General features: G+C 70.2%; 19 protein-coding genes. 7 read left to right on the top strand and 12 right to left on the bottom strand.

Annotation, left to right across the window (positions count from 1 at the left end; genetic code table 11):
- Positions 1-3 precede the first annotated feature (3 nt).
- The 3 genes from M3Q35_RS04405 to M3Q35_RS04395 all read right to left on the bottom strand — a co-directional run bounded on the left by M3Q35_RS04405 (position 4) and on the right by M3Q35_RS04395 (position 3,039).
- Entirely contained in the window at positions 4-1,062 is a 1,059-nt protein-coding gene (locus tag M3Q35_RS04405; protein WP_273940309.1) for a CU044_5270 family protein, read from the bottom strand.
- On the bottom strand, positions 1,049-1,606 hold the full coding sequence (locus M3Q35_RS04400) for an RNA polymerase sigma factor (RefSeq protein WP_273940308.1): 558 nt from the start codon (positions 1,604-1,606) through the stop codon (positions 1,049-1,051). Before M3Q35_RS04400 ends, M3Q35_RS04405 begins: the two co-directional genes overlap by 14 nt.
- Before the next feature lie 218 nt (positions 1,607-1,824).
- Positions 1,825-3,039, bottom strand: coding sequence for a cytochrome P450 (locus tag M3Q35_RS04395; protein ID WP_273940307.1), 1,215 nt, complete (start codon positions 3,037-3,039; stop codon positions 1,825-1,827).
- A 130-nt stretch (positions 3,040-3,169) separates the two neighbouring features.
- Here M3Q35_RS04395 and M3Q35_RS04390 point away from each other — a divergent pair, with 130 nt between their 5' ends.
- Positions 3,170-4,288 (top strand): steroid 3-ketoacyl-CoA thiolase, encoded by a 1,119-nt coding sequence (locus M3Q35_RS04390; RefSeq protein WP_273940306.1) that lies wholly within the window; start codon positions 3,170-3,172, stop codon positions 4,286-4,288.
- A gap of 6 nt (positions 4,289-4,294) precedes the next feature.
- Here M3Q35_RS04390 and M3Q35_RS04385 read toward each other — a convergent pair whose 3' ends face one another.
- Positions 4,295-4,936, bottom strand: a complete 642-nt coding sequence (locus tag M3Q35_RS04385) for a class I SAM-dependent methyltransferase (RefSeq protein ID WP_273940305.1) — start codon at positions 4,934-4,936, stop codon at positions 4,295-4,297.
- The gene (locus M3Q35_RS04380) at positions 4,933-5,676 is read right to left on the bottom strand and encodes a GntR family transcriptional regulator (protein ID WP_273940304.1); all 744 of its coding nucleotides are present in this window, start codon (positions 5,674-5,676) and stop codon (positions 4,933-4,935) included. Before M3Q35_RS04380 ends, M3Q35_RS04385 begins: the two co-directional genes overlap by 4 nt.
- A 162-nt stretch (positions 5,677-5,838) precedes the next feature.
- Here M3Q35_RS04380 and M3Q35_RS04375 point away from each other — a divergent pair, with 162 nt between their 5' ends.
- Genes M3Q35_RS04375 through M3Q35_RS04350 form a run of 6 tightly spaced genes read left to right on the top strand, consistent with a single transcriptional unit; the run spans position 5,839 to position 11,274 of the window.
- Positions 5,839-6,972 (top strand): ABC transporter substrate-binding protein, encoded by a 1,134-nt coding sequence (locus M3Q35_RS04375; protein ID WP_273940303.1) that lies wholly within the window; start codon positions 5,839-5,841, stop codon positions 6,970-6,972.
- Positions 6,965-7,819 (top strand): ABC transporter permease, encoded by an 855-nt coding sequence (locus tag M3Q35_RS04370; RefSeq protein WP_273940301.1) that lies wholly within the window; start codon positions 6,965-6,967, stop codon positions 7,817-7,819. The genes M3Q35_RS04375 and M3Q35_RS04370 overlap by 8 nt, the downstream gene beginning before the upstream one ends.
- Positions 7,816-8,643, top strand: coding sequence for an ABC transporter permease (locus M3Q35_RS04365; RefSeq protein WP_273940300.1), 828 nt, complete (start codon positions 7,816-7,818; stop codon positions 8,641-8,643). The genes M3Q35_RS04370 and M3Q35_RS04365 overlap by 4 nt, the downstream gene beginning before the upstream one ends.
- The gene (locus M3Q35_RS04360; protein ID WP_273940299.1) at positions 8,640-9,713 is read left to right on the top strand and encodes an ABC transporter ATP-binding protein; all 1,074 of its coding nucleotides are present in this window, start codon (positions 8,640-8,642) and stop codon (positions 9,711-9,713) included. The genes M3Q35_RS04365 and M3Q35_RS04360 overlap by 4 nt, the downstream gene beginning before the upstream one ends.
- A gap of 44 nt (positions 9,714-9,757) precedes the next feature.
- The gene (locus M3Q35_RS04355) at positions 9,758-10,396 is read left to right on the top strand and encodes a class I SAM-dependent methyltransferase (protein WP_273940297.1); all 639 of its coding nucleotides are present in this window, start codon (positions 9,758-9,760) and stop codon (positions 10,394-10,396) included.
- A 56-nt stretch (positions 10,397-10,452) separates the two neighbouring features.
- Positions 10,453-11,274, top strand: a complete 822-nt coding sequence (locus tag M3Q35_RS04350) for an SDR family NAD(P)-dependent oxidoreductase (RefSeq protein WP_273940296.1) — start codon at positions 10,453-10,455, stop codon at positions 11,272-11,274.
- Here the strand turns inward: M3Q35_RS04350 and M3Q35_RS04345 are convergent.
- The 7 genes from M3Q35_RS04345 to M3Q35_RS04315 all read right to left on the bottom strand — a co-directional run bounded on the left by M3Q35_RS04345 (position 11,271) and on the right by M3Q35_RS04315 (position 17,468).
- Positions 11,271-11,924: a response regulator transcription factor gene (locus tag M3Q35_RS04345; protein ID WP_273940295.1), complete on the bottom strand. Its 654-nt coding sequence runs from the start codon at positions 11,922-11,924 to the stop codon at positions 11,271-11,273. The two genes, M3Q35_RS04350 and M3Q35_RS04345, sit on opposite strands and share 4 nt — an antisense overlap.
- A complete protein-coding gene (locus M3Q35_RS04340) occupies positions 11,921-13,024 on the bottom strand; it encodes a sensor histidine kinase (RefSeq protein ID WP_273940294.1) in 1,104 nt (367 codons plus the stop codon). The genes M3Q35_RS04345 and M3Q35_RS04340 overlap by 4 nt, the downstream gene beginning before the upstream one ends.
- Positions 13,025-14,509: a multicopper oxidase family protein gene (locus M3Q35_RS04335; protein ID WP_273944247.1), complete on the bottom strand. Its 1,485-nt coding sequence runs from the start codon at positions 14,507-14,509 to the stop codon at positions 13,025-13,027.
- The gene (locus tag M3Q35_RS04330) at positions 14,506-14,835 is read right to left on the bottom strand and encodes a hypothetical protein (RefSeq protein WP_273940293.1); all 330 of its coding nucleotides are present in this window, start codon (positions 14,833-14,835) and stop codon (positions 14,506-14,508) included. The genes M3Q35_RS04335 and M3Q35_RS04330 overlap by 4 nt, the downstream gene beginning before the upstream one ends.
- Before the next feature lie 172 nt (positions 14,836-15,007).
- Positions 15,008-15,757, bottom strand: coding sequence for a hypothetical protein (locus tag M3Q35_RS04325; RefSeq protein ID WP_273940292.1), 750 nt, complete (start codon positions 15,755-15,757; stop codon positions 15,008-15,010).
- A gap of 119 nt (positions 15,758-15,876) precedes the next feature.
- The gene (locus M3Q35_RS04320; RefSeq protein WP_273940291.1) at positions 15,877-16,728 is read right to left on the bottom strand and encodes an SDR family oxidoreductase; all 852 of its coding nucleotides are present in this window, start codon (positions 16,726-16,728) and stop codon (positions 15,877-15,879) included.
- On the bottom strand, positions 16,725-17,468 hold the full coding sequence (locus M3Q35_RS04315; RefSeq protein ID WP_273940290.1) for an SDR family oxidoreductase: 744 nt from the start codon (positions 17,466-17,468) through the stop codon (positions 16,725-16,727). Before M3Q35_RS04315 ends, M3Q35_RS04320 begins: the two co-directional genes overlap by 4 nt.
- Positions 17,469-17,530: the final 62 nt, after the last annotated feature.

Here is a 17,530-nt window from a genome sequence, read left to right as displayed (position 1 = left end):
ACGTTACCGAGGCGCGACACCGATTTTCTCGGCGACGCCGATCCGCACCGAGTTGAACTCCACCACGCTGCCGGCCTTCACCCCGGCCCAGTAGTCGCTGCCGTCGACGACCAGCGTCAGGCGGTCACCGATGTACCGACCGGTGCCCGGGTCGAGGACGATCTCCTGGCGCAGGGTGCCGTTGGACACACCGAGGGCGACACCGCGCTGACCGTCCAAATTGGCCGCATTGTCGGTGACGTCCAGCCCTGGCATCAACATCAGCGCTTTGTACACAGTGGACCGCACGGCATGGTCGGCGTCGGCCGACAGCAGGACGCCGGCGGCATCCTTCAGCGCGGTGGACTTGTCGCCATGGGCGGCGGCCAGCAGCTGGTCGTACAGCTTGGCCGGGTCGGTCGGCAGCTGGGCGATGAACCTCGGAGTCGGCGCGGAGAAATCGCCGATCCGCTGGTCGCACGGCTTGCCGTCGTCCGGGGAACCGCCCAGCTGCGGCATCTGGCGTCCGTTCCAGTCGCCGCAGGTGCCCCGCTCCTCGGTGATCTTGGCCGGCTCGAACAGGCCGCCGTCGCCCTCGGCCTTGACCAGGTCGTCGCTGCCGACGATCCAGGTGTGCCGGCCGGTGTACCCGGAGCGCCGCAGCCACTCGTCGGAGCGGTTGGCCGGGATCCATACCTCGCGGACGTTCTCCAGCATGGCGTCCAGGTGCTTGCCGGTGCGCGTCTGGGCCGCGCCGAGGTCCCAGTCGTGGGTGGCGGTGTAGTAGTACTGCCCCGGCCCGACCCGCACGTCGCCGACTACGGTTGACGCCTGCTGGAGGCTCTGCACTGCCGCGGCGCTGGCTTGCGGGGCGGGTCCGCCGGACAGAAAGGTGGCCGTCACGCCGGTGGCCACCACGGCCGCCGCCGCGGCGGCCAGCCACCACGCCTTGCCGTTGCGACGGGCCGGCGCGGCCTCGGCCGCGCGCAGGGCGGCCAGCGCACGGGCCCGGGCCTCGGGGCTGAAGGCCGGCGCCGGCTGGTCGGCCAGGGCCTGGTCGAGCTCGCTGTCAGTCCACATCATCGGTGCTCCCAAGATCCATTCTCGGCGCGGCGACCCGCAGGTGGCGGCGCACGCGGTGCAGGCGGGACCGCACGGTGCCGGCCGGGATGCCGAGCACCTCCGCGATCTCGTTCGAGTCGAGGCCGGCCCAGCTGGTCAGCAGCAGCACATCGCGGTCGGCGTCGTCCAACTCGGCGATGGCCGCGCGCAGCCGGCGGGCCCGTAGCTGCGCGTCGACCTGCTCGACCACGCGATTCTCGTGGCTCTCGGCCCGGGCGGCGTCGGCCAGCCGGGCGGTCGCGGCCGTCTCACGTTTACGGCGGCGCAGGTGGTTGCGGGCGAGGTTGTTGGCGATCCCGAACAGCCAGGCCCGGGCCGATGCCCGCGCCGGATCGAAGCCGTCGCGGCCCTTCAAGGCCGCCACGAACGTGTCGGCGACCAGGTCGTCGGCCACGCCGCCGACGAGTCTGCCCAGGTAGCGGTGCAGGTCATCGGCGTGCGCCTCGAACAGCTGCTCGAAATCCGCGAGGTGGCCAGGTGGCGCCGCCTCGTCGATTGCTGTCATCACATCTCTACTTGGTCGCGGCCCCCACTCGTGTTCACGGCCAAGTAGAACAAAGCGGCGAGTCCCGCCCAGCGTCACACCGAAATACGGCTTCCGGTAGCCCTCTCCTGTCACATGCGGACCGCACGTGCCTCAGGGAGGCAAGTGCGCCGCGCATGTGACATTCGAATGTGCTGGAAACCGCATTTCGGGGTGTCTGTGAGCGGGACTCGCGGGGGTTAGGCGTAGGCGACCTGGAAGTGCTTGATGCCGTTGAGCCAGCCGGAACGCAGCCGCTCGGGCTCGGCCAGCTTGTGGATGTCGGGCATCCGGTCGGCGATGGCGTTGAAGATCAGCTCGATCTCCAGCCGGGCCAGGTTGGCCCCGAGGCAGTAGTGCGTGCCGCTGCCGCCGAAGCCGAGGTGCGGGTTGGGGTCGCGGCCGATGTCGAAGGCGTGCGGGTTGTCGAACACCTCGGGGTCGAAGTTGGCCGAGCTGTAGTACATGCCGACCCGCTGCCCCTGCTTGATCGACACGCCGCCGATCTCCACGTCCTCCTTGGCCGTGCGCTGGAAGGCGACGACCGGCGTGGCCCAGCGGACGATCTCGTCGGCGGCGGTTGCGGTGCGCTCGGCCTTGAACCGCTCCCACTGCTCGGGGTGGTCGAGGAAGGCCGCCATGCCATGGGTGATGGCGTTGCGCGTGGTCTCGTTGCCGGCCACGGCCAGCAGCAGCACGAAGAAGCCGAACTGGTCGGAGCCCAGCGCCTCGCCGTCCACGTCGGCCTGCACGAGCTTGGTGACGATGTCGTCCATCGGGCAGGCGCGACGCTGCTCGGCCATGTTCCAGGCGTAGCCGAGCAGTTGCGCGCTGGCCACGTCCGGCTCGATCTCGTACTCCGGGTCGTCGTACGCGATCATCTGGTTCGACCAGTCGAAGATCTTGAGCCGGTCCTCCTGCGGCACGCCGAGCAGCTCGGCAATCGCCTGCAGCGGCAGCTCGCACGCGACATCGGTGACGAAGTCACCGCTGCCACCGGCCACCGCGGCGTCGACGATGCGCTCGGCCCGGTCGCGCAGCGCGTCGCGTAAGGAGTTGATCGACTTGGGGGTGAAGCCGCGGGAGACGATGCCGCGGACCTTGGTGTGCTGCGGCGGGTCCTGGTTGAGCATGATCAGCCGCAGCATCTCCATCCGCTCCGGCGGCATCTCCTGGCCGAAGCGGACGATCGCGCCCTTGGCCCACGAGGAGAAGACGTCGCTGCGGCGGGAGATCTCGCGCACGTCGGCGTGCCGCGTCACGGCCCAGAAGCCGCCGTCGCTGAAACCGCCGCAGTGTCCGCTCTGCGCGTTCCACCAGACGGGCGCGGTGCGACGCAGCTCGGCGAAGTGCCCGTACGGCACGCCGTCTGCGTAGACATCGGGATCGGTGAAGTCGTAACCGTCGGGTACCACGCTGCCTCCAGGCACCTCGTCGTGCGTGGAACGGGTTCTACGACCTTCCTAGCATACGGCGTTAACTAGCGGAACCCTGCTGCTCAAACGACCATTGCATGCAACGAGAACCTGTTCTAGTTTTGAGGTCATGGGCACCCCGGTGATCGTGGCGGCGGCACGCACGCCGATCGGCAGGCGCGGCGGCTGGCTGGCCGGACTTCATGCCGCCGAGCTGCTCGGCGCGGCGCAGCAGGCGGTGGTGGAGCGGGCCGGCATCGATCCGGCGTTGGTGGAGCAGGTGATCGGCGGCTGCGTGACGCAGGCCGGCGAGCAGTCCAACAACATCACCCGAACGGCATGGCTGCACGCCGGCCTGCCGCAAGGCGCGGGTTGCATGACCGTGGACTGCCAGTGCGGCTCGGCCCAGCAGTCCACGCACCTGATCGCCGGCCTGATCGCGGTCGGCGCGATCGACGTCGGCATCGCCTGCGGCGTGGAGGCGATGAGCCGGGTTCCCTTGGGCAGCAACCGAGGCAGCGACGCGGGCGCGCCGCGGCCGGAGTCGTGGGACATCGACCTGCCCAACCAGTACCTGGCCGCGGAGCGGATCGCGCAGCGGCGCGGCATCACCCGTGAGGACGTGGACCGGTTCGGGTTGCGGTCGCAGGAACTCGCCCGCGCCGCGTGGGACGCCGGCCGGTTCCGTGACGAGGTCGTGCCGGTGAAGGGCGTGGACATCGACCAGGGCCTGCGCGAGACCAGCATGGAGGCGTTGGCCCGGTTGAAGCCCGTGCTGGAGGACGGTGTGCACACGGCCGGCACCTCATCGCAGATCTCCGACGGGGCCAGCGCCGTGCTGCTGGTGTCGGAGGAACGGGCCCGGCAGCTGGGACTCACTCCCCGCGCACGGATCGTCTCACAGTGTCTGGTCGGGGCCGAGCCGTACTACCACCTGGACGGGCCGGTCGCGGCCACCAACCGGGTGTTGGAGCGCAGCGGCATGAAGATCGACGACCTCGACCTGTTCGAGGTCAACGAAGCCTTTGCCTCCGTGGTCCTGTCGTGGCAGTCGGTGCACCAGCCCGACCCGTCCAAGGTCAACGTGAACGGCGGCGCGATCGCCATCGGCCACCCGGTCGGCAGCACCGGCACGCGCCTGATCACGACCGCCCTGCACGAGTTGGAGCGGCGGGACGCGTCGACGGCGCTGATCTCCATGTGTGCCGGCGGCGCGCTGGCCACCGGCAGCATCCTGGAACGGATCTGACCGCCGCTACGACACAGGGCTGCGGCGGCCGTCGAACGGCTTGCCGACGAAGTCGAACAACTTCGTGTCCTGCCAAGGCAAAGGCTCTCCCACGAGCCGGTGCGTGCCGACCGAGTACGAGTAGCCCGGCTCGGTGTCGAAGCCCAGCTCCTCGAAACCGGCCGCAGCGAACCATTCCCGGATCGACGGCGTCAGATCCGGCGCTTCGTGGTGGCGGGTCCACACCACGGTCGCGCCCGGACGGCACAGCATCGGCAGCAGTGTCACCGTGCGCTGAACGTCCTCATCGGACACATTGCCGAAAACGCCGCACGCCAGCACGACATCGGCCGGGTAGTAGGCCGAGGTGACCGACGCGTCACCCTCGACGATTTCGATGCCCGGCACACCCCGCGCCTTCGCAGCGGCGACGTTCTCCGGGTCCAGCTCGACCAGCCGCCCCACCACGTCGTCCGTACGGTCGAACTCCGCCACTGCACCGAAGACGTCCAACCCCTGCCCGGCGCACATGCTGATCAGCCGGATCTCGCCGGCCGGCGCGTCCCGCAGCGCCGTCAGCACCCGCCGCCGCACGTGGGCCAGCCGGCGAACCAGCCCGGACGTCGGGTCGTCATAGGCGTTGTGCCACTCCACCCAGTTCGTCGTCACCGCTGCGAGGGTAGCCGCGACAAGGCCTTGGCACCCGCGGAATTCCGCACCGTGAACGCCACGACGTCGCCGACGTAGCGATCATCGGACCACTCCAGCATGACGCCGTTCGGATCGGCCGTGCGCCGCCGCTCCCGCAGCAGCGGCGTGCGCGGCCGGACGTCGAGCAGCCGCGCGTCCTCCGACGTCGCGGCCACGGCGTCGATCTGGTGCTCGGCGTCGGCGAAGATCACGCCGAGGTCCTCCAGCCGGTCGGTGATCGACACGACGTCCAGGTCCATGCCGGCGACCATGGCGCCGACCGGCTCGCGCCAGGCGGTCCGCTCGACCATCACCGGCCGTCCGGACAGGAACCGCACGCGGGTCAGGTGATAGACCCGGCTGCCCGGCGGCACCTCCAGCTGCGCGCACTCCTCCTCGGCGGCCGGCCTCAGCTCCAGCCGCTCGACCCGGCCGGCCGGCTCCTCACCGATCGCCCTGGCCCAGCGGGAAAAGCTCACCAGCTCGTTGAACGTCTGCAACCGCGGCCCGCCCAGCACCACCCGGCGCGCGCCCTGTCGTGACGAGATCACTCCGTCGGCCACCAGCGCGGCGAACGCCTGCCGGATCGTGCCCCTCGACGCGCCGTAGCGGGAAGCCAGCTCCGACTCGGACGGCAACCGGGCTCCCGCCTGGTACGCACCGGAAACGATGGCTGCCCTGATGTCCTCGGCCACTCGGCGGTAGAGCGTCGTCCCCATGCCGAGCACCGTAACCGGCAACCGCTCGGTCACCCGCCGTGAGGGGAATCCGACATCCGGAGTTCATGTCGCTGTTCAACCATGTTCCCACTTATCTAGCCAAGTGGTCAGTTCGGTGAACAAGTCTGCCGCCAGTCGTTCCCCGTACTCCTGGAGTCCCCCGTGAACAGAAGCCGTACCCTCGCGGCCGGTCTGCTGGCCGTCGTCGCGCTGGCCACCACCGCATGCGGCTCCTCGTCCGGCGCGAGCAGCGCGTCGGACGACAAGGCGGCCACCGCGAAGAGCGCCGCCGACCTCGGGGGCATGGACGCCCTCATCGCCGCGGCCAAGAAGGAGGGCACGCTCAACGTCATCACGCTGCCCCGCACCTGGGCCGGCTACGGCGATCTGATGGACAACTTCACCAAGAAGTACGGCATCAAGATCAACGATGCCAACCCGGACGGCAGCAGCCAGGACGAGATCAACGCGGTCAAGCAGCTCAAGGGCCAGGACCGCGCCCCGGACGTGCTCGACCTCGGCTCCTCCTTCGCGCTGTCGGCGGCCAGCGCCAACCTGCTCGCCCCGTACCAGGTCTCGACCTGGAAGGACATCCCGGACTCGCAGAAGGACGCGCAGGGCCGCTGGTTCAACGACTACGGCGGCTACATCTCCATCGGCTACGACGCCAAGCAGATCACCACGCCGCCGACCTCGTTCGCCGACCTGGCCAAGCCGGACTACAAGGGCAAGGTGGCGCTCAACGGCGACCCGACCAAGGCCGGCGCGGCCTTCGCCGGCGTGTTCGCGGCCTCGCTGGCCAAGGGCGGCAACGCCGACAACATCCAGCCGGGCATCGACTTCTTCGGCGAGCTGAAGAAGTCCGGCAACTTCATCCCGGTCGGCGCCACCCAGGCGACCATCCAGTCCGGCCAGACGCCGATCACCATCGACTGGGACTACCTCCAGGTCTCGGCGGCCGACACGCTCAAGGGCAAGGTGGACTGGAAGGTCGTCGTGCCGACCGACGGCCTGTACGCCAACTACTACAACCAGGCCGTCAGCGCCACCGCCCCGCATCCGGCCGCCGCCCGCCTGTGGGAGGAGTACCTGTACTCCGCCGAGGGCCAGAACGGCTTCCTGAAGGGCTGGGCCCGTCCGGTCGAGCTGGCCGCCATGCAGGGCGCCGGCACCGTGGACAAGACGCTGCTGGACGCGCTGCCCAAGGTCAGCGGCAACTCGCCGTTCCCGACCGAGGCGCAGCTGGACGCGGCCAAGAAGGTCATCGCCGCCAACTGGGCGAAGACCGTTGGCTGAGCAGAAGGTGCGGCGGCGGCTCGACCTGCTCGGGCTGCTGCCGTTTCTGGCCTACGTCGCGGTGTTCCTGGGCGTGCCGACGATCTCCGTGGTCGTCGGCGCGTTCCAGGACGACGCCGGCGGCTGGACGCTGGGCAACATCGGCGCCGCCGCCGGCGACCCGTATCTGCACGCTTTCGTGGTCAGCACGGAGATCTCCGCGCTGACGGCGGTCATCGGGGCCGTGGTCGGGCTGGCCATTGCCTTCGCGGTCAGCGCCTCGCCGCCCGGCGGCGCGTTGCGCCAGGTGGTGTCGACGGCCTCCGGCGTGCTGGCGTACTTCGCCGGCGTGCCACTGGCTTTCGCGTTCATCGCGGCCATCGGCAGCCAGGGTCTGGTGACCAAGTGGCTGGGTTCGGCCGGCCTGGACATCTCCGGCTTCAGCCTGTTCGGCTTCGCCGGGATCACCCTGGTGTACCTGTACTTCCAGATCCCGCTGATGGTGCTGGTGATCTTCCCGGCGCTGGAGGGTCTCCGTCCACAGTGGCAGGAGGCGGCCAGCAACCTGGGCGCGAGCCGCTGGCAGTACTGGCGGCTGGTCGGCGGCCCGCTGCTGCTGCCGCCGTTCCTTGGTGCACTGATGTTGTTGTTCGCCAACGCCTTCGCCGCGTACGCGACGGCCGCGGCGCTGACCAACGGCATCATTCCGTTGGTGCCGATCCAGATCGCCGCCGTGATGTCCGGCAACGTGGCCGTCGGCCAGGAGAACCTGGGCAATGCCTTGGGTCTGGGCATGATCCTGATCGTCGGCCTCGCGCTGGCCGGCTACGCGTGGATGCAGCGCCGCACGTCGAGGTGGTTGCGATGACCGCAGTTGCCGATCTGACCGTTGCGACGCAGGGCCCCCGCCGCAAGCTCGGCAAGGGTCGCGTCGCCGCGTGGCTGGTGCTGATCGTTGCCGCGCTGTACTTTCTGATCCCCATCGCGGCGTCGGTGGAGTTCAGCCTGCGCGGCGTTCACGACACGCACGACCTGTCCACGTGGGAGAACCTGTTCGGGCAGCCCGGTTTCGTGGACAACCTGATCACCTCGCTCGAGCTGGCCGCCGGCACCGTGGTGATCACATTGGTGCTGATGGTCCCGACCACCGCGTGGGTGCACCTGCGGCTGCCGAAGCTGCGGCGGCTGATCGAGGCGATCTGCGTGCTGCCGCTGGTGATCCCGGCCGTGGTGCTGGCCAACGGAGTGTTGGTGGCGTTCCGCGGCGGGCCGAACTGGCTCACCGGCACGCCGGTCATCCTGGCGCTGGAGTACGTGGTGCTGGCCCTGCCGTTCACTTATCGCACGCTGGACGCCGGCCTGTCGTCGATTCCGCTGACCACGCTGGTCGAGGCCGGCCGCAACCTCGGCGCGAGCTGGCTGACCGTGTTGCTGCGGGTGGTGGTGCCGAACCTGCGCACGTCCATCCTCAACGCCTCGATCCTCAGCGCGGCCATGGTGTTGGGCGAGTTCACCATCGCCAACCTGCTGCTGATGAACACCCTGCCGGTCTGGACGGTCCAGGCCGGTCAGCAGGACGGCGAGGTCGCCACCGCGGCTTCCATGCTGATCCTCATCGTCACCTGGGCGCTGTTGCTGCTGATGTCCGTGTTCGGGCAGCGCGGGGCCCGCCGCACCGGGAGGTCCGGATGACCGCCACCATCGATCCCAGCACCGAGGCCAAGCCCGGCAGCCCGGTCCGGCTGGCCGGGCTGCGCCGCGGCTACGGCCCGGTGACCGCGCTGGACGGGCTGGACCTGGACATCGCGCCCGGCGAGCTGGTCAGCCTGCTCGGGCCGTCCGGCTGCGGCAAGACCACCGCGCTGCGCATCGTGGCCGGGCTGGAGCACAGCGACGCCGGCGCGGTGTTCGTGGACGGCCGGGACATCACCAAGGTGCCGGCCAACAAGCGGGACATGGCCATGGTTTTCCAGTCCTACAGCCTGTTCCCCAACCTGACCGCCGGCGAGAACGTCGCGTTCGGGCTGCGCCTGCGCGGCGTCAGCCCGGCCGCGCGGGCCAAGCGGGCCGGTGAGCTGCTCGAGCTCGTCGGGCTCAACCAGCACTACGACCGTTACGCCACACAGATGTCCGGCGGCCAGCAGCAGCGCGTCGCGTTGGCCCGTGCGCTGGCCATCGAGCCCAAGGTGCTGCTGCTGGACGAGCCACTGTCCGCTTTGGACGCCAAGGTGCGCGTGCAGCTGCGGGACGAGATCCGTGGCCTGCAACAACGTCTGGGCATCACCACCCTGTTCGTCACGCACGACCAGGAGGAGGCGCTCAGCATGTCCGACCGGGTCGCCGTGATGAACGCCGGCCGGTTGGAGCAGTGCGCGAGCCCCGACGAGGTCTACACCCGCCCGGCCACGCCGTTCGTGGCCGCGTTCGTCGGCGCCATGAACCGCATTCCCGGCATCGCCTCCGGCACCGAGGTCGAGGTTCTCGGCCAGCGGCTGGCCGTCACCCAGCCGCCCGAGGTCTCCGCCGGCGCCAAGATCACGGCCCTTGTGCGCCCCGAGTCCGTGCTGCTCAGTCCGGCGGTCGCCGGCACCGTCCGGGTGGCACGCAGCAGTTTCCGCGGTCCCGTCACCCGGGTCACCGTGGAATTGGCCGACGGCACCGAGGTGGACAGCGACCTGCCCAGCTCCGCCGCCGTCGACCTGCGGCCGGGCACATTGGCCGACATCCGGTTCGCACCGGAACCGGTGATGGTCATCCCGTAGCGAACACGGTTGCCCTTCACCCCGTTCACGCCAGCGTGGACGGGGTGAAGGCCGTATATGACGAGATCGCCGACTGGTACGAGGAACAATTCTCCCCGCTGCCCGGTTTGCCCCGGCAGCTCGTCGAGATGCTCGGCAAGGGCACCGGGGTGTGCCTGGAGATCGGGTGCGGCACGGGCGCGCACGCGGCGGCGGTGCAGGCGCTGGGCTGGACGCCGATCGGGGTGGACCTGTCCACCGGGATGCTGGGCTACGCGATGGACCGGCTGCCGGTGATGCGGGCCGACGCCGAGCACCTGCCGTTCCCGAGCGACTCGCTGCCGGCGGTCCTGTCGGTGATGGTCCATACCGATATGCCCGATTATCCGAGCGTGCTGCGCGAGGTGCGGCGGGTACTTCAGCCGGGCGGGGTTTTTGTCCACATCGGCGTGCACCCGTGCTTCTGTGGGCATTTCGCGGACCGGTCGGATCCGGACAACATCGTGATCGGCGGTGGGTACCGCGACGGCAGCTGGACCAAGAGGTCGTGGACCGACCAGGGCGTGCGCAACCGGGTCGGGGCCGCGCACTGGCCGATGCACCAGCTGCTCAACGCCTTCACCGATGTCGGCTTCACCGTGGAGCGGTTCGGCGAGGGCGACGAGGCGACTCCGGTGACGTTCTCGGTGCGGGCCCGCAAATAGTGCACATCCGGACAGCGGCGGCCGATGTCAGCGGCATGATCACGTAGCTTGGCCGGATGGAGCTCAAGGGCAAGGTCGCGGTGGTCACCGGCGCCAGTCGCGGCGTGGGCAAGGGAATCGCGGTCGAGTTAGGCACCGCAGGTGCCACGGTGTACGTCGTCGCACGCAGCGCCGGGCCGTTGGCCGAGACCGCCGCGGCAGTCACCGAAGCCGGCGGCGTCGGCATCGCGGTCGCGGCCGACGTCCTCGACGACGGGCAGACCGCCGCGCTGTTCGACCGGATCGCCGACGAGCAGGGCACCGTCGACATCGTGGTCAACAGCGCCTTCTGCTCCCCCGACCTGGCCGGTTGGCTGACCCGGCCGTTCTGGGAGCTGCCCATCGGCAGTTGGGACCAGGTCCTGGGCCTCGGCACCCGGGCGGCGTATGTGGCCGCCGTGCACGCCGTGCCGATGATGTCCGACAGTGGCCTGATCGTCGCCGTGTCGTCGCCGGGCGAGCAGGTGCCGAACGTGTCCTACAGCGTCGGCAAGGCCGCCACGGACCGCTTGGTCGCCGAGCTCGCCACCCAGCTCAAACTCCGTGGCGTTGCGGTGTTCTCCCTCTGGCCCGGACTCGTACGCACCGAGTTCCTGCTCGCCGCCGCCCGCACCACCTCCGACGGCCACCAGGTCTTGGACTTCCCCGACGGTCGCGTGCTCGACGTCAACCTGGCCGAGACGCCCCGGTTCATCGGCCGCGCTGTCGTCGGCCTGGCCACGGATCCCGCTCGGCTCGAACGGACCGGCAGCGTCGAGACCACCGCCGCGTTGGCCGAGCGCTACGGCTTCACCGACATCGACGGCAACCGCCCGCCGACCTCGTACGAGGTCGGCTAGGGGCGGACCAACCCTGACTGGTACGCGAAGACGACCAGTTGGGCACGGTCGCGGGCGTCGACCTTGGTCATGGCCCGGGAGACGTGGGTGCGGGCGGTGGCGACGCTGATCACGAGGCGCTCGGCGATGTCGTCGTTGGTGAGCCCTTCGGCGGCGAGTGCGGTGATCTCGCGTTCGCGGTCGGTCAGCTTGTCCAGCAACGAGGTCTGGGCGGCGGTGCGCTGCGGGGTGGCGACGAACTCGGCGATCAGGCGGCGGGTCACGCTCGGGGACAGCAGGGCCTCGCCGGCGGCGACGACGCGGACAGCGTTGCGGAGGTCGTCGGGCTCGACGTCCTTGAGCAGGAAGCCGCTGGCCCCTACGCGAAGTGCGGCGAAGACGTACTCGTCGATCTCGAAGGTGGTCAGCATGATCACCCGGGTCGCGGGGAGCGCGGCGCAGATCTCACGGGTGGCCTCGATGCCGTCGAGGACGGGCATGCGGACGTCCATGAGCACGACGTCCGGTTTCGTACGGACGGCCAGGTCGACGGCGGCCCGGCCGTCGGCGGCCTCGCCGACCACGTCGAAGTCGGGAGTGTTCTCCAGCAACGCTCGGAAACCGGCGCGGACCAGGGCCTGGTCGTCGGCCAACGCCAGCCGGACGGTCATCGCGCACCTCCGAGGTCCAACCGGGCCGACACGGCGAAGCCGCCGCCCGGAGTCGGGCCGGCGGCGAAGGAGCCGCCGACCGCGCGGACCCGCTCCCGCATGCCGATCATGCCGTGGCCGTCGACCGGCGGCTCGCTCGCGTCCCCGTTGTCGACGACCTCGACGTGCAGGCAGTCGGCGCGATGGTCGATACGGACGGTTGCCGCCGTGGCGTGCGCGTGCCGGACGACGTTGGTCAGCGCCTCCTGGACGACGCGATAGGCCGCCAGTTCCACGCCGGCCGGTAGCTCACGTGCATCGCCGCTGGTCGTGAGGTCGACGTCGATGCCAGCCTTCCGCGCCACGTCCACGAGCTGGCCGACCTGGTCGAGTCGGGGCTGCGGGGCCAGCTCGTCGACCTCGCGCAGGACGCGCACGGTGCTGCGCAGCTCGGCCATGGCCTCCTTGGCCGCACCGCGAATCGTGCGCAGCGCCTCCTCGGCATTGTCCGGACGGGCCGGCAGGGCGTCCAAGCCGGCCGCGGCCTGTACGGAGATCAAGGTAATGGTGTGGGCGAGCACGTCGTGCAGCTCGCGGGCGATGGTCAACCGCTCGTCGACCAGGCGTCGCTCGGATTCCCGGGTGACGGCCCGCAGCCTCTCGTCGGCCGCGAACCGCCAAGCCCGGCGCGCCTCGGCCATCGCGAGCAGGGCGACCAGGATCGTCACGATGCCGGTGGTGGCACCTAGGTTGAAGCTGGCCGGCGGCAGGAACGAGATGACCGTCACGGCAGCCGCCGCCAGCGCGCCGACCAGCAAGGATCGCCGTCCATCGCCCTCGGCGACGAGCGTGTAGCAAGCCGGGGCGATCGCCGCCGCGATCGCCAGGCCGGGGTAGCCGACCAGGTGGTAGACCAGGCAGGCGGCCAGGATCCCGACGACCACGGCGACCGGGAAGCGCCGCCGGAGAGGTAACGCCAAGACCGTTACCACGGTCAGCGCGAGTGCCCAGGCCAGCGGAGGCGGCGGGCGATGGGCATACGTGCACTCGGCCGCCACGCCGAACAGGCCGACCACCGCCGTGCCGCCGAGCACCGTGGCCTCGGCCAGCTGCCGTCTCATTCACACCACCGTCACCAGGGCCATCATGGCCATGTCCTCGTGCTCCAGGTTGTGACAGTGCAGCACATAGCGGCCCCGGTAGTCGGTGAACCGCACGATGATCTCGGCGACCTCGGCCGGCCGCAGGTCGATCGTGTCCTTCCAGCCGGCGTCGGCCGGGCCCGGGCCCTTCCCGTTGCGGGACAGCACCTGGAACTGGGCCAGATGCAGGTGCACCGGGTGGTGGAAGTCGGTGACCAGCCGCCAGATCTCGTACTCGCCGAGCCGCGGCGTGGCGATCGGCTTCGTCGGATCGAACAGCTCGCCGTTGATGCCCCAGTAGCGCGGTCCCTTCTGGAACGCGAATTCCCTGATGACAGCGGCCTGTTCACGGCGCAACAGCGGCACTTCGCTCAGCCGGTCGGGGACGTCGGTGCGGTCCGGCAGAGGGTCCCCGACCCGGAACCGCATGATCGGCCCGCCGTCGAGTTCGTCGGTCAACGTGACGGAACGGCCTTGGTGGCCGCTGAAGTCGACGATCACGTCGAACCGCTCGGCCGGGGCAACGTCCACAGTGGAGTGAGTCAGGGGCCGTTCGAGCAGGCCGCCGTCCGATCCTATTTGGACGAACGGAAGGCCGCCTAGCGCAAAGCGGTAGCGACGAGCGTTGGAGGCGTTGAGCAGGCGCAAACGATAGCGGCAAGCATGCACGTCGGCCACCGGCCACGGCGCGCCGTTGACCAGGATCACGTCGCCGAGAGCGCCGTCCATGGCCGTGTCCGGCGAGCGGAACGAGCCGTCACGGTTGAACGACCGGTCGGCCACCATCAGCGGGATGTCCCGGTCGCCCGACGGCAGCGGCAGGGCCTGCTCCTCGTCGTCACGGATCAGGTGGAAGCCGGCGAGGCCGTTCCACACATCCGTGCCCGTCGCGCCCATCCGGTGGTCGTGGTACCAAAGTGTCGCCGCGCGCTGGTTCATGGGATACACGTAGTCGCGGTGACCGACCGTGGTGACCGCTGAGGGGTCCTCGACCATCGGCATGCCGGCCATGGATTCGTGCTCCGGCTCGTAGTCGAGCGGAAAGACCAGGTCCGTGGGGAAGCCGTCGCTGTCCGCCGGCACGTGGCCGCCGTGCAGGTGGTTGACGGTCGGGACGGGCAGCCGGTTGATCCGTCGCACCACCGTCGGCCGACCGCTGCGCGAGACGATGGTCGGCCCGGGGAACGTGCCGCCCGGTGCCCAGAGCCGCGTCTTGACGCCCGGAATGATCTCGTGCGCCACGACCTGGTCGACGATCTCGTAGTAGTCCGCGCCCGGGTGTTCGGGATGCCGGCCGGGCGTCAGCGTGCGCGGTATCGGCAGCCTGGCGCGGAACGGCGTGGGCAGCGGCAGCAGGCTCGGGATCAGCGTCCCCGGCTCGGTCGTACCGCCGAGCAGCGGCAGGCCGACGCCCATCGCCGCTACCCCACCCAGGTATCCCAGCAGCTGCCGTCGGGTGATCATCGCCGCCACGCCCACACCGCCAGCACGGTCGCCAGCGCGATGATTCCCACGCCCAGCGGGATGTGCACGCCGAGCACCCGGTTGAACCCCATCGCCACCTGCACCACGACCATCACCGTCAGGGCGGTGGCCAGCGCCGGCATGTGCCCCGACACCTGACGTGTACGCCAGCCGATCACCGTGACCACGATCAGGCCGACCGACAGCCAGACGAGCCCGTCCGTGGCGTTGTACCGGTGCGCCAACAACATTCCGACGTCGCCGGACAGGAACCGCCCGGCCAGCACCGCCTGCCCGTACGCATCCGCCGCGACCAGCGTCGCCATCCCCCGCAGGCTCCACCGAACCCACCGTTTCGTGCCGAGAACCATGCCGAAAGCCTGGCGAAACGCCGCTCTCCCGTCGTCCGGCCACGACAGGCTTTCGCCCTACCGCGTCGACCGCAGACGGCGGCCGCCCGTCCTACCGCGAGCGCGGTAGGACGGGCGGACCGAGCCCTCAGCGACGGCGGGCCAGCAGCTTCGGCACCGTCAGCAGCGACAGGCCGGCCAGCATGAGCACCAGCGCGATGATGATCAGCCAGCCCCCGGAGAAGCCGGTGAAGGCCAGCCCTCCGGACGAGGTCGACGCCACCTCGGTGGTGGTCGGCGGCGCCTCGGTGGTGGTGACCGGGGCGGTCGTGGTGGTGCTGGTCGGCGTCGTCGTCGTGGTGTCCGACGTCGTGGTCGTCGTGTCGGTGGTGGTGGTGGTCGACGGCACGGTCGTCGTGGTCGTCGACTTCGTCGTCGTCGTCGTGGTGGTCGTGGTCGTCGTGGTGGTCGTCGGCGGCGTGGTGGTGGTCGTCGCGGTGCCGCACACGAACCAGTGGCTGATGGTCGCCGGTGCGCCGCTGTTGCCGGCGATCGGCGAGTGCAGGTCGACCCACGGCAGCGAGCCGAGCGCGCCGGGCAGATACACGTTGTAGCCGTCGCTGCCCTTGACCACGACGCCGGTGACGGTGGTGTTGTCGGGCAGCCCGGTGATGGTGATGTACGTGTTGTCCTTGATCGTGTCGGTGACGGTGATGAAGCCGCCGTCCAAGCCCGCTTCCAAGCACGTGGTGGCGTTGCCGCCGTGCACGACGGCGCGTGGGTCGCCGGACGGCGGTGGCGGGGGCGGTGCGCCGAATGCGGCACCGGCCACGGACAGGGCGAGGCCCCCGACGATCAGTGCGGCGGCGAGGGTGTTGCGAATGACCGACCTGGCCATGGCGGCCTCCAGCGAAGCGACGGCGAAGTGGAGTTCCGCTCAGGAGCTTGCGCCAAATGGACCACAATGGACAGTGACGTTGCCGGTTCGTTAGCAGAATTTGCCGCTGTGTGACCGGATCATCCCGCCCCGTACACGGGCTCCGGCGGCACGGACTTGTCGAGCAGTGCTCGCACGGCGGGGCCGACTTCGTTGACCGGCCAGCGTTCTTCCCGCTCAACGGTGGGTCCGCGACGCCAGCCGTCGGCCAGGCAGATGCGGCCGCCCTCGACCTCGAAGACACGCCCGGTGACGTCGCCGGCTTCCTCGCTGCCGAGCCACACCACAAGGGGCGACACGTTTTCCGGCGCCATGGCGTCGAAACCCGTTGTGGGCGCGGCCATCTGCGCGGCGAAGGTCTCCGCGGTCATCCGGGTCCGGGCCGCGGGCGCGATGGCGTTGACGGTCACGCCGTAGCGATCGAGCTCCGCCGCGGCGACGAACGTCAAGCCGAGGATGCCGGCCTTGGCGGCCGAGTAGTTGCCCTGGCCGACACTGCCCAGCAGTCCCGCCCCGGAAGTCGTGTTGATCACGCGGGCCGTTACGGGCCGTCCCGCCTTGTGTTCGCCCCGCCAGTACGCCGCGGCGTGTCGCAGCGGCGCGAAATGGCCCTTCAGGTGCACGCGGACCACGTCGTCCCACTCGGACTCGCCGAGGTTGACCAGCATCCGGTCCCGCACGAAACCGGCGTTGTTGACCAGCACGTCCAGCCGCCCGAACGCGCTCAGCGCGGTGTCGACCAGCCGCGCGGCCCCGTCCCAGTCGGCGATGTCGTCCCGGTTGGCCACGGCATGTGAGCCGATCTCGGCCACGACATCGGCAGCGGCGTCGTCGACATCGTTGACCACCACGGCGTAGCCGGCGGCGGCGAAGGCCAGCGCGTGGGCCCGGCCGAGGCCGCGGCCGGCGCCGGTGACGATGGCTACCCTCATCGTTCTCCCCGGTCTGATGAATACTGCGCAGTCAGGAAAGCGGGCCACTCGCCGCCGCCGTGCACGAGCAGCGTCGCGCCCGACACGTACGAGGCGAGCGGCGAGGCGAGGAACAACGCGCAGTGGCCGACGTCCTCGGGCTCGGCCAGCCGGCCCAGCGGCACGGTCTTGGCCACCGCCGCCAGGTCGGGGAAATGCAGTTCGGACAGTTCGGTGCGGACCGGCCCGACGGCCAGGGCGTTGACCCGCACCTTCGGCGCCCACTCCACGGCCAGGCTGCCGGTCAGGCTGTCCAGGCCGGCCTTGGCCGCCCCGTAGCCGGCGGTGCCGGGCGACGGCCGCTGCCCGCTGACGCTGCTGACCATGACGATCGCGCCGCCGTCGGGCTGCCCCTGCATCACGCGGTTGGCCGCCTGCGAGACGAGCAGCGGGGCCAACAGGTTGAGCTCAACGACCTTGGCGTGAAACCGGGGCGAGGCCTCGGCGGCGTCGGCGTACGGGGCGCCGCCGGCGTTGTTGACCAGCACGTCGAGCCGCCCGTGACGCGCCACGATGCCGTCGATCATGGCGATCACCTGCTCGGGCTCGCGCACGTCGCACGCGACGAAGTCGGGATCGCCGGACGGCCGCCGCGCGCAGGTGACGACGGTGGCCCCGGCCTGCCGGAACACGCGGGTGATGCCCGCGCCCACTCCCCTGGTGCCACCGGTCACGAGGACTACCCGGTCGGTCAATTCCATCGACACTTCCAAGGTCCGCTGATGCCTGTTAACGTACCAAGCAACCGCTAGGTTGGGAAGGA

Source organism: Kutzneria chonburiensis, from assembly GCF_028622115.1.
In the GTDB taxonomy this organism is placed as follows: Bacteria; Actinomycetota; Actinomycetes; order Mycobacteriales; family Pseudonocardiaceae; genus Kutzneria; species Kutzneria chonburiensis.
Note: the sequence above shows the minus strand (reverse complement) of the source record. Positions and strands in the feature narration are given on the sequence as shown.